The following is an 11,540-nucleotide window of genomic DNA, read 5'->3' on the forward strand; positions in this document are numbered from 1 at the left end:
TCCCGTTCCACAGCTTAGCGAATATCGGGTGAAGATGAAATAAGCAGTGCCAGCTGTTGTATGATGGAAAAGTTCAGGAGAGAGAGAATGATAAGAATGACAACAGGACAAAATGAGTTGCGTATGATCTGGCTGATTAGCCTTCTTATCATTGGGGTCAGTGCTTGGTATCTGGACTTGCAGATCGTTACTTATTTATCTGGCTTGGGCTTTTTGATCAGCGTGATGCAATATATCAGTGCGGTGGAAACCCCAGTAAGTGATATGGCCAGTCCGGCGCAGCGTATTGTTCCGGCCAACTCTAAAGTTCCACTATATATCTCTTCTATTATCGCGATTGTGGGTGGGGTGAGCGAACTCAACTGGTTAATGGGCATCGGGGTAACTGCCTGGATTTTCTTTCTCTTGCGCTGGCTGCAACGTCTGGAACGGAGTGTCCTTCAGCTACAAGCGCGCTATCCATCTGCAAAGCAGGCTCAGCCAAACAGCATGCCGGAAGATATGGCAGAACCGGTAAGGGAGTCATCTATTTCGGAACAGCCACAGCTTATTGAACAAATCCAGCACTGGATTTTTCGTGGTAATCCGGTGTTAAAAGCTGCAATTACCATTCTGGTGATTGGCATTATTTTATTATTGCGTTTTGCGACAGAGCACTGGCAACTCAGCCTGGCGGTGAAATTAGCACTGGTGGCGCTGGCTGCCCTCATGGTGACCGGACTGGGCTATGCTTTAATGGTGAAAAACCGGAGTTTTGCTCTGGCACTGGAAGGCTTGGGGCTGGGTGCTTTGTTCCTGACCTTATTTTTTGCCTATTACAGTCTGGTGATTCCCAGCTTGGCGCTGGCCGCTCTGGTTTTTATGATTATTCTGGCGCTGACCCTCTACTTAAGCCTGAAACAGGACAGTATTGAACTGGCAGTGATGGCCTTATTTATAGCTTATCTGGCACCGTTTACCCTGCCAACTCGAGATGCCTCTGCGGTGGAGTTCATCAGCTATTATCTGCTGATCAATATCGGGGTATTGTTGCTGAGCAGTTTCAGGCCCTGGAAAATTCTGAACCAGATTGCTTTTTTGGTCACCGTCATGGTCGGTGGACTCTATAGCCTGATACATGGCACCACCCATGAACGCTATCGTATGACCGCTCTGATTCTGGCCCATAGCACAGTCTTTATCTGGCTGGGTTTTCGCTTTAGCCAGTTGCTGGCCAAGCAGGATCTGTCCCGTTTCCGCTTAAAGCCGGTACTTGATCTGGCCCTCATTTTCGCTGCCCCGATTACTGCCTATCTCTTTTTATACCTGATCCATTTTAATCAGCCTGAGCAGAAACTCTGGCAAGCCGGCTTAAGTCTGCTATTTGCTTTGGTCTTTGCCGTCTGTTGGCACTTGGTTCGTCATAGAGAAACGGTTCAGATCATTTCACAAAGCTATCTGAGCCTGATGCTGATTTTCCTGGCGCTGATTCCACCGATTTTATTGACAGAGCAGTGGAGCGTGGTGGGCTGGGCTGTTGAAGGACTACTCATCTATCTCTGGGCTCTGGAAAAAAATATCCGTGTCGCACATTACCTGAGCATGGGACTGTTGCTGATGGCAGGATTCAGTAGCCTATATTATCTGGTTGAGCTTAATCCGATACCTCGAGAGATCTACTGGATTCTGAGCGTCTGCTATGTGGCCGTGGTCTTTCTTAGCCAGCTCAAAGCCGAATACCGCCAGCAGCTGAATAGTTTCAGTATCAGCTTTCTAAGCCTACTCAGTTTTGCCGCAACCCTGATTCTCTTTGCCTTGCTAGAAGATGAGTTTGCTCAGGACTATGCCTATAGTTTGAGCTTGTTCAGTCTTACGCTTGGTTATGTCATTTTAAGTGAAATCGTCCAGCATAAACATCAGGCATGGGGCTGGTTATTGCCCAAATGGAGCGGGCTTACACCTTTAATGGTGATTGCGGTCATCTTGGCTGTGGATCATAGTCAGAATGCCGTACTGGTCTGGCAAAGTAATCTGGAACGTGGCGTATTTGGCCTCTCAGCGCTATTGCTGACTACGTTATGGCTAAGACCGATCAAGGGCATGGAGCTGTCTAAAGAGTGGATGAGTTTTGGTGGATTCAGCAGTTTGGCCTTGGCCAGCCTCTGTCTGATGCCGAGCATGCCTTATCTGAGTATGGTGATTTTACCGCTGGTTTTCTGGCTCTGGTGTTATAGGCAACCAGCAAATTCAGACTGGTGTTTGTTCTGGCAGAGTAAAAGCTGTCTGTTTCTGATGGGAGGGTGGTTACTGTGCTCACAACTTTTCAATCGGCAAGCTTTTGAATACTACTGGCTGCCGCTACTCAACCCATTTGATCTGATTAGCTTGGCGATGCTGGCCAGTTTTATCTGGATGCTGTTACAACAAATTCGGGCCGGACAGGACCGCGGCATGATGTCGGTGTTGATGGTACTGAGTCTGCTGTGGCTGTCGAGTTATATCGTTTTGCGCGCCTTGCATATGTATCTGCAAACACCCTTTAATAGTCTGGCGCTATGGAGCAATGCCACAGTCCAGCTGAGCCTGACCATTCTGTGGGTATTACTGGCATGGGTAACCATGTGGACTGCAACCTTAAAAAAACTTAAACCGATGTGGGTTCTAGGGGGCAGTATTTTGGTGATAGTCAGTTTGAAACTGGTGTTATTCGACCTGTCGCATACTGGTACGCTGACCCGGGTGATTTCTTTCCTGCTGGCTGGTGGAGTAATGTTATTCATTGCCTATATTGCACCGATGCCAGAGGGAGAAAAGATCTAAGAAGAGCTTCAAGATGGTTTAAGTAGTTCACCTCCTCCCTTGGTAAAAGGGAGGGGGTGGAACGACATTATTTTAAATACGGCTCTCTTTTTAACTCTTTTTCATTGGCATATTGGTCAATTTCTGCATTTTCCAGTGGGCGGGACAGCGGATGATCGACAAAGCCCATTTTCGGAACTGGAATCTCAATCTGGTTGTCGACAAAGCCGTTACGAATCCGTTCCTGCATTTCATCTCGTACTTGCAAATAATTTTCCTGCTGGCACCAAATGGCAAACAGCAATTCAATTGAAGATTCACGGAAGGCAGTCACTGTTACCGCCGGTTTCGGATCAGCCAGAACCAGCGGATATTTATTGGCAACATCAAGCAGTACTTCACGCACTTTAATAATGTCTTCATGAAAGTTAATTGCCAGAGTAATCGGAATGCGCCGGATCGGGAATTTGGACAGGTTCTGTACTGGAGCACGAATCAGCTGTTCATTCGGCAAACGCACATAAATATTGTCCTGGGTCAAAAGCTTGACCGAGAGCAAGTCAATAGAGATGACTTCACCTTCAATTGCATGTCCGCGAATTAAGGTAATCTGAATAGTGTCACCCACTTCAAAAGAGCCTTCACCAATCAGGAACAGTCCGCTGATCAGGTTGGAAGCAGACGTTTGTGAAGCAAAACCCAGAGCGACTGTTAAAATCCCCGCAGCACCCAGGAAGACACTCAGTTTAAAGCCGGCTTCTTTCAAACTGGCCATGATGAACAGCAAGAAGATGAAATAAAAAATCCCGCGCCGCCAGACCAGTTTCTGATGCGCATTGAAACGCATACCGATAGTGCGAATAAACGTATTGGAAACAAAACGTGCAATCAGAAAACCAATAAAACTTAATACCACTGCCACCAGAACCTCAGTCAGGCGCTCCGTATTAATATTGGTAAATACGGCCTTGAGACTGCTGGTGATTTCGGCTGGAAGACTCGAATTAGGCATCACACGCTCTTAGAAAAATGAATCAAACATATTAAATAAATTTCCCGCCGGATCACGCGGTGGATGTAAATAATTAACTTCGCCTGCATGGGGAGGAGTGCGGTTTTCCACCCGAATCCGCGGCGGACGGTCCAGTCCTTCATGCAATACTTTAATTTGAGATGTCCATAAGCGCCCCGTACTTTCACTATAAAAGAGTGGCAAGGCCAGAACGGGAACACTCATCCGGTCAAAACGCAGCTGCTGGTGACTGGTATTATGAAACTCAATTGGGGTGACAGCCCGAAACGCACGGGGACGTAATTGCTTCAGTTCAGTCCGGCCATCGACCGCGGTAGCATAACAAATTTCACCCGAGCGATGATTCGGTCCGAACCAGGTGTCTTTGGGTAGAATTACTGGAAGATCAAAAATGGGTTCACGTTGACCTTCAACAAAACCGGCAATCCAAAGCGGGGTACTGATATATAAAGTCCCGCGCTGACCGGCTGGAATATAAATCGGATCAACCGGTTTAATCACTACCGAGCGGTCAGCCAGGCGAGGCATCAGCTGCAGTTTGCTTTGAGTCAGCTTGAACATATAGCGTTCGATTTTGACCGGCGAAGGGAAGGCAAAATGTGGATCATCAATCTGATGCCACTGCTGCTCATAATCATACTGTACCGCAGGCCGGTAATATTCCAGACGCCACTCCTGCAAGCCGCGGGTCAGGCGGAACAGCAGGGAGCCGAATTGCCAAGCCTTAGATTCATTAATTTCAAAATTCTGCTCTCCCCACCACTGTATTTTGGGAGATGTTAAGCTATATTCCTCTTGATCTTGTGACAATCCTGGCTCCCTTTCTTGCTAAATCTTTGAAAACATACTTCACGCTGTCATATGCTTAGAGTACACTCAATTTAAATTTTTTCATCATTATTATAATCTGCAATGCAAGTACTGAAACAATTACAAATTCCATATAGTTTCGCCAAGCGTCATGGTGTGCTGTTGCGTTATGAGGGTGATCAGGCCTTCATTGTCCGCCGGGACAATACCTCCATGCTTGCATTGCAGGAAGCACGCCGTTTACTGGGACATCCTGCACATTATCTGCTGTATAGCGAGCAGGAGTTTAACCAGTTGTTGAGTGCCAGTTTTGCTGGCGACAGTGGCGAGTCGCAGCAGGTCGCAGCTGGCCTGGAAGACCATCCCGACTTACTCAGCTTGGCCGAATCGGTTCCGGAAGCTGAAGACCTGATGGATCAGGAAGATGATGCACCGATTGTCCGGCTGATTAATGCCTTATTGTCCGAAGCCATTCGGGTAGGTGCCTCGGATATCCATGTCGAATCATTTGAGAAAAGACTGTCTGTACGCCTGCGTGTCGATGGGCAGCTGCGCGAGATTGTCCAGCCACGCCGTGAACTGGCTCCTTTGCTGGTTTCCCGGATTAAAGTGATGGCCAAGCTGGATATTGCCGAAAAGCGCATTCCCCAAGATGGCCGTATTTCCTTACGTCTGGCAGGACGTGAAGTCGATGTTCGTGTCTCGACCTTGCCTTCGTCTTATGGTGAACGGGTGGTAATGCGTCTGCTGGATAAGCAGGCTGGCCGCCTCAATATGACCCATCTGGGCCTAATGAGTAAAGACTATGAGCGTTTAAAGACGCTGGTACATCGTCCGCATGGAATTATTCTGGTCACCGGGCCTACGGGTTCGGGTAAAACCACTACCTTATATGCCGCGCTGTCTGATCTGAATGATGGCTCTAAAAATATTCTGACCGCAGAAGATCCAGTAGAGTATCAGCTGGAAGGGATTGGTCAGACTCAGGTCAATACCAAAGTTGATATGACTTTTGCCAGGGCTTTAAAAGCCATGCTGCGTCAGGATCCTGATGTGGTGATGGTCGGCGAAATTCGTGATCTGGAAACTGCAGAAATTGCGGTACAGGCCTCGCTTACCGGTCATCTGGTACTTTCCACATTACATACCAATACTGCAATTGGTGCCGTGACCCGTCTCAAAGATATGGGCATCGAACCATTTTTATTATCCAGCTCTTTAATTGGGGTGGTAGCTCAGCGGTTGGTTCGGACTTTATGTCCGCACTGCGCGACCTGGCAAGCAGCAGATAGTTTTGAAAAAGGTCTGTTTGAAAATATTGAGCATCCACAGGAATTAAAATTACCGCAACCGCAAGGCTGTGAACGCTGTGGCAATACCGGTTTTAGCGGGCGTACCGCGATTTATGAAATTGTACCGGTAGATGACCATATGCGCCGTTTGATTCATGGCAATGCCGCAGAATATGAACTGGAAAATTATGCACGCCAGCAGTCTGGCTCCATTCGGGATGATGGCTTGCGTAAAGTCTTGGCAGGGAAAACCACGATTGAAGAAGTGCTGCGTGTTACCAATGAAGCGGCGGAGTCATGAAAATACGCTTCTTTGTTTTTTAGCATGCTTGAGGCTGTTAGAGCTCTGATATTCTCAAAATGCAATTTGCAGAGTCTGTGCCAAGAAAATGGGCACTCGTCCTTTCGCCATTAAGCCATAAATATGATGAGTGATAGTGATAAAACCCCAATAAAACCTTAACTTAAAAGGGTATTATCTATTATTTTGAATAGGGTTAATGGGCTATTGACCTAAATTAATCTATATTTCGATCAATTGCTTGTATTTAACCTTATGAGTATGAAAGGAAACTCTTTTTAAAAAACTTGTTTTCATGGGGGGCATTTTTATTGACCATCCTTGAAAATAATGAAAAACCGACTTGAGAACAAGCCGGTTTTTTTGAATGGTTGTACTATATTTCGCTAAAGAAACTTATGGATAGTCAATTTTATGGTTTATTTTCAAGCTTTCTTTCATCAATGTGCTGAATAAGTGGGCTAGAAAGAAAAGAGCGTCTAATAAATATTATTCCATATGACGCCCGTTAATTTAATCCACATCAACATCTATCCAGATGAATGGTGGCTTGAAAATCAAACAATCACATTTAATACCACATCAATATTACCACGGGTGGCATTTGAATAAGGGCAGACAATATGTGCTGCATCTACCAGTTTTTGAGCTTCAGCTCGGTCCATGCCTTCTAAATGAATGTTTAAGGTCACTTCAATACCAAAGCCTGTTGGAATCGGACCAATGCCTACATCGCCTTCAATATAGGCATCTTTACTGATATTAAGCTTGTCACGGTTCGCAACAAATTTCATTGCACCTAAAAAGCAGGCGGAATAACCTGCGGCAAACAGTTGTTCAGGGTTGGTGCCGCCACCTGGGCCGCCCATTTCTTTAGGCACCGCCAATTGTACATTCAGAATCTGATCATCGGTGGTGGCATGGCCATCACGACCACCGGTGGCTTTGGCATGTGCGGTATATACAGCTTTTTCTAATGACATGAGATGAATCCCTATTTATTTTAATAGAGCTTCTATACTCCCTAATTTCTGGCCAAGTATAAGAGGGATTTTGTTAATTTATGCAAGCAGTATGCAGTCAGGAGTTAAAACTCGCTTAGGAAAACTGCAATAATTTACGATGTTCGATAAGTGGCATGGCTTCCCGCACTTTGGCCTGTTCAGCCAGATCAAATTCGACCGTAATAATCTGTGCCCCTTCCGCATGTACCATATCCAGAAGTTGACCACGGCTATTTGCAGCTGCGCTATGCCCCCAGGTTTGACGTTTTTCGCCGTGCCATCCTTGCTGTGCTGCACCTAGAACCGTACATTGGGTGTCCATGCCGCGTGCCTGTAATAATAACTGCCAGTGCATTTGTCCGGTGGTATAGGTAAAAGCAGAAGGTGCAGTCAAAATATTTGCGCCTTGGGCACGCAGCTTCAGGGCAAGTTCAGGAAAGCGCAGGTCATAACAGACCATCAGGCCGATATTTCCAAAAGGTGTTTGAGCCACGACTAATTCATCACCGGGTTCAAAGAACCTGGATTCCTGGTAGCCACCGACTGCATCACCCACCTGTACATCAAACAGGTGAATCTTGTCATAACGGGCTTCAGTCCGCTCCGGGCTGATACAGAGACTTACAGTACGTACCCGGCCATCTTTAATCACAGAACCATCAGGACGATAAGGGCAGGGTAAAGTTCCTGCGACAATCCAGATCTGATATTGCTGAGCAAGCTGCTCCAGACGCTGCTGGATTGCTTCAAACTGGGCTGCAGTTTCGCGCTGCTTTCCTGCGGCGAAACAGACGAAATTTTCAGGAAAGACAATCAGCTCTGCCCCTTGGGCTTTACTCTGTTGAATTAATGACTCGATTACTGTGAAATTTTGTTCAATTTCATTTTGGGAATTCATTTGTGCAACAGAAACTAAAGTCATGGAGGCTCCTTATGGTCGGTTCATACCTTTTGTTCGGAAGTTTTATCTAAACTGTCTTGTTCTTTCTGTAACTGTTTGACCAGAGGTTCAAACATATTCTGGTTACTCTGATTTAGCTTCATTAAAGTCTTGTGGGCATCCAGAACAGTACTCAGCATCGCCTGATGGGTGATATGTTCTTCCATCAGGGCGCGCGTACATACATTTGAATCACCACAGTAATTCAGAATCACGAAAACCTGTCCCAAGCCCATACTATTGGCCAGAGTGGTAATATCCGAGTTGGTAGACAACATAACCGGCTGAATTTCATGGATTTGCTTGAGTTTCAGTCCTAACTTTGCCAAGACACCCAGTACAGTACTATCAATGAAGCTGGTTTCAGTCAGATCAACTATTGCACCAACCACGTTGTCTTGCTGTTCAAGTTTGTTCAGTAATTTATCTAGACTAATACAAGATTGAGCACGCACTTCGCCAATAAGCTTAAAAATATGCGTTCCATTCAAACTTGCATATTCAACATGACCTGTTGACATATAAATGCCATTTGCAGAGAAGGATATTAAATTATCCCATAGGGTACTTAGATACTCAAGTAGCCGAAAGTCCTGATTAAATTAAGTGCTTATAAAGCCTGTAAATATATTAGTCTGTGTTGATATTTCATAAATGGCTTGTGCTGTAAGCTAAAACTCAGCGGATGAGACATGAAACCAAGGGAATGAGGCTATTGCCAAGCTTCATAACGAAATTTGAGACAGTTTTTGCTGCATGACAAGCACAAAGCGTTGCTGTGTTTAAAGCGCAAGGATGAGTATATTTTCTGCTGCTATCTGGTGATGAGTGATTCATCTAGAATGACTAACTTTCCGGCCTGATGTTTTATATCAGCTAAAAAATCTTGCGAGAGCTATCTCTTGCGTCGCAAACATAGGCGAAGTATCGACAGACCCTATTACTTGACTCTTATAAAACTCAGGAAAGCAATATCATCAGCGACATGTTCTGGTATTTCAAGTGATTGATTTTTAAGGTGGTGTAGAAGGTGGGTAAACTGTTCGTTCAGGCCGCCTTCAAAAGGTTCCAGAGCTCCATCCGAGCAGATGAAAAAGCGAGCATTACGGCTTAAAATATATTCATATTCTTCGACTTCCAGCTCTTCGGTCAGTCCCAGAGGAAAACTGCTGGTTGTAAAAATTTTAGGTTCCTGGTTGGGCTCAAGGATAATCGGCGGTGGATAATGTCCTGCACTGGACCATTTTAAGACATGAGTTTCAAGGTTTAGCACTCCAGCAATCATGGTGATATGTTTTTCAATATTTTCCTGAACCAGCATGCCATTGAGCTTTTTGATCAGCTCGCGAGGTGTTTTGGAGCGGCCATGAAATGCAGCCATCCATGAGGTTAATAAACTGCTGGTGACACCATGTCCCGACACATCTGCCAGATAAAATAAGACCTCTTTATCGCTAATTTTCCAGTAATCATACCAGTCACCCGATAAATAGGCCGAAGGCTGAAAACAGGTCTCGACCTCATAATTAAGCAGTTCTATCGGATTGGGCAATAGGCGTTTTTGCAGTTCTGCGGCAGAAGGCAGATCACGGCTATCCTGATTGCGTTTATATTGAGCATCAATTTTTTGTAGAGCGGGAAGTGGTTGTTCCGGCAGTTGGTTCCAGATCCATCCAGCCAAAGCACCCTGTTGCCAAGCCTGTGCCAGCGCAGTCCCTTCATGTTCCAGAGCCAGGACAATCGTTGGAAGATTCCACTGATAATGCAAATAATCATGTACATCAGCAATTGCAATAATCGTAGCATCATACAGCTCATGGTCATCCGGCAGGATGACTTGAACATGCGGAAGTGTCTCAAGAACCTGGTCCAGATAGGGAATATCACGAGTGGGTTGAATGAAATACATAGAGAGATGATTCGATCTTAGGGCTGTCTACTTAAGGTGTACTATAACAAGCAAATTATGGCTAGCGCACAGATTTCGCTAACCATTTAATTAAAATATCAGACTTAGAAGAGTTCGTTGGTGGTGTTGAATTCAGACTCATTAAGAGACTCGTCTGCCGAACCTTCATCATCAAAGTCATCCTCGAGAAAGAGAGATTCTTGCTCGGTACCCTTCTTTTCTGCAATGGCATAGTTGGTTCGTTGCAAATAGATGTCACGAATCTGCGCATAACGATCACCTGTCAGCACACTTTCGACATCCAGATATTCGCTACGTGTATCAATACCGCGCCAGAACTGGTCGGCCCAGTACAAGCCATCGTGATCTTCCAGCATATATTTTTGTGGACGCGCTTGACTGTCGGCTAATATTCCAATCACGCCACGTACTGAACTTGGACCCAAAATAGGCAACATCAGATAAGGCCCAGAAGGAACACCGTAATATCCTAAGGTCGTTGCAAATTTTTCATCTTCATGAGTGAGACCTAAACGACGTGCAGGATCCGCCAGACCCAAAGTGGTCAAGGTGTTAATGGTAAAACGGCCTAAAGATTTTGCTGCGTGTGCTGGGCGGCCTTGGATCAATTGGTTAACCGCATTCCAAGGTTCGCCTAAATTACTGCGAAAATGGGTATAACTGCCACGAACCTCTTGAGGAAGCTTTTCTTTATACTGTACAGCTACCGGACGTACAATCGTACGGTCAATCGCATCATTAAATTGATATACCTTTCTGTTCCAGAATTGAAAAGGATCTTTTACTTCTTCTGCTTGAGCAGCAGTAGCATCTACTTTAAGCTGGCTTTGCAGATGATTGACCTTAGAAGAAATTTTGGCTCTTAAAGGGACTGTTGTAGAGGTGGTAGATTCACTTTCCACCTCAAGCTCAGTATTTTCCTCAGCTGCAAAAGATGAACTAGAGGCCAAAGCGAGTAAACATAGAGATAAGTAAATTGAGCGATGCATAAGGAAAATCCCGAGGCCTTTTTCTGAGTATGGTGGCATTGTTCAGCTAAAATAATAAACTGTATTGTCACGAATAGGAGGAATTTAAGCGAAATTGTATAGAAAATGAATTAAAACATCATAAATGGCTAAAAAAAAGACATGTAATTTAATTTTTTAAAAATAGGTGTTGCAAGCTCCCTGAAATACTGTAGAATGCACATCCATCGGTAGTGATGAAGATTAAAACTTGTTAAGAAACAAGGATTTAGCACAAGGTGTTAAATTTAAGTGTCTTGAATGGGTTTAAAAATAATTGGATTTGCTGGTTGACTTTCTACAAAGAAAGCGTAACATAGCCGACCTAGCTTGCTGCTGACGAAGCAGTAAGATGATCATTAAGAGATTATGAAGAACAACTTGTGTGGATTTTTACTGGTTGATTGATCGAAATATTATCATTGATTGATTGGTTTAAATTACT

General features: G+C 45.0%; 9 protein-coding genes. 2 read left to right on the forward strand and 7 right to left on the reverse strand.

Annotated elements, in window-relative coordinates:
* Window positions 1-96: 96 nt before the first annotated feature.
* Window positions 97-2,799 carry a DUF2339 domain-containing protein gene (locus NI461_RS08040; protein WP_253152979.1) on the forward strand — a complete coding sequence of 901 codons (2,703 nt, stop codon included), beginning with the start codon at window positions 97-99 and terminating at the stop codon, window positions 2,797-2,799.
* A gap of 67 nt (window positions 2,800-2,866) precedes the next feature.
* On the opposite strand, the gene NI461_RS08045 is transcribed toward NI461_RS08040, so the two are convergent.
* Window positions 2,867-3,790: a mechanosensitive ion channel family protein gene (locus NI461_RS08045; protein WP_151204210.1), complete on the reverse strand. Its 924-nt coding sequence runs from the start codon at window positions 3,788-3,790 to the stop codon at window positions 2,867-2,869.
* Window positions 3,791-3,799: 9 nt separating this feature from the next.
* The gene (locus NI461_RS08050; RefSeq protein ID WP_151207289.1) at window positions 3,800-4,621 is read right to left on the reverse strand and encodes a hypothetical protein; all 822 of its coding nucleotides are present in this window, start codon (window positions 4,619-4,621) and stop codon (window positions 3,800-3,802) included.
* Between the two features lie 102 nt (window positions 4,622-4,723).
* Between NI461_RS08050 and gspE the strand changes: the two genes are divergently transcribed.
* Window positions 4,724-6,214: a type II secretion system ATPase GspE gene (gene gspE / locus NI461_RS08055; RefSeq protein WP_151207290.1), complete on the forward strand. Its 1,491-nt coding sequence runs from the start codon at window positions 4,724-4,726 to the stop codon at window positions 6,212-6,214.
* A gap of 557 nt (window positions 6,215-6,771) precedes the next feature.
* On the opposite strand, the gene NI461_RS08060 is transcribed toward gspE, so the two are convergent.
* The 5 genes from NI461_RS08060 to NI461_RS08080 form a co-directional block, all read right to left on the reverse strand.
* Entirely contained in the window at window positions 6,772-7,197 is a 426-nt protein-coding gene (locus NI461_RS08060) for an organic hydroperoxide resistance protein (protein ID WP_151205479.1), read from the reverse strand.
* A 115-nt stretch (window positions 7,198-7,312) separates the two neighbouring features.
* Complete coding sequence (locus NI461_RS08065; protein ID WP_174659365.1) at window positions 7,313-8,140, reverse strand: carbon-nitrogen hydrolase family protein; 828 nt, start codon at window positions 8,138-8,140, stop codon at window positions 7,313-7,315.
* A gap of 20 nt (window positions 8,141-8,160) precedes the next feature.
* Entirely contained in the window at window positions 8,161-8,679 is a 519-nt protein-coding gene (gigB, locus tag NI461_RS08070) for an anti-anti-sigma factor GigB (RefSeq protein WP_151205481.1), read from the reverse strand.
* A 419-nt stretch (window positions 8,680-9,098) separates the two neighbouring features.
* Window positions 9,099-10,067 carry an RsbU family protein phosphatase GigA gene (gene gigA / locus NI461_RS08075; RefSeq protein WP_151205482.1) on the reverse strand — a complete coding sequence of 323 codons (969 nt, stop codon included), beginning with the start codon at window positions 10,065-10,067 and terminating at the stop codon, window positions 9,099-9,101.
* Window positions 10,068-10,171: 104 nt separating this feature from the next.
* Window positions 10,172-11,077, reverse strand: a complete 906-nt coding sequence (locus tag NI461_RS08080; protein WP_174659366.1) for a VacJ family lipoprotein — start codon at window positions 11,075-11,077, stop codon at window positions 10,172-10,174.
* Window positions 11,078-11,540: the final 463 nt, after the last annotated feature.

The organism is Acinetobacter sp. S4400-12 (assembly GCF_024129495.1).
GTDB classification, from domain to species: domain Bacteria; phylum Pseudomonadota; class Gammaproteobacteria; order Pseudomonadales; family Moraxellaceae; genus Acinetobacter; species Acinetobacter lwoffii_C.

Bases quoted from the DNA above. Each gene is read 5' to 3' on its own strand.
- gspE (WP_151207290.1), top strand. From the start codon at position 4,724: ATGCAAGTACTGAAACAATTACAAATTCCATATAGTTTCGCCAAGCGT.
- NI461_RS08040 (WP_253152979.1), top strand. From the start codon at position 97: ATGACAACAGGACAAAATGAGTTGCGTATGATCTGGCTGATTAGCCTT.
- gigB (WP_151205481.1), bottom strand. From the start codon at position 8,679: ATGTCAACAGGTCATGTTGAATATGCAAGTTTGAATGGAACGCATATT.
- NI461_RS08080 (WP_174659366.1), bottom strand. From the start codon at position 11,077: ATGCATCGCTCAATTTACTTATCTCTATGTTTACTCGCTTTGGCCTCT.
- gigA (WP_151205482.1), bottom strand. From the start codon at position 10,067: ATGTATTTCATTCAACCCACTCGTGATATTCCCTATCTGGACCAGGTT.
- NI461_RS08065 (WP_174659365.1), bottom strand. From the start codon at position 8,140: ATGACTTTAGTTTCTGTTGCACAAATGAATTCCCAAAATGAAATTGAA.
- NI461_RS08060 (WP_151205479.1), bottom strand. From the start codon at position 7,197: ATGTCATTAGAAAAAGCTGTATATACCGCACATGCCAAAGCCACCGGT.
- NI461_RS08045 (WP_151204210.1), bottom strand. From the start codon at position 3,790: ATGCCTAATTCGAGTCTTCCAGCCGAAATCACCAGCAGTCTCAAGGCC.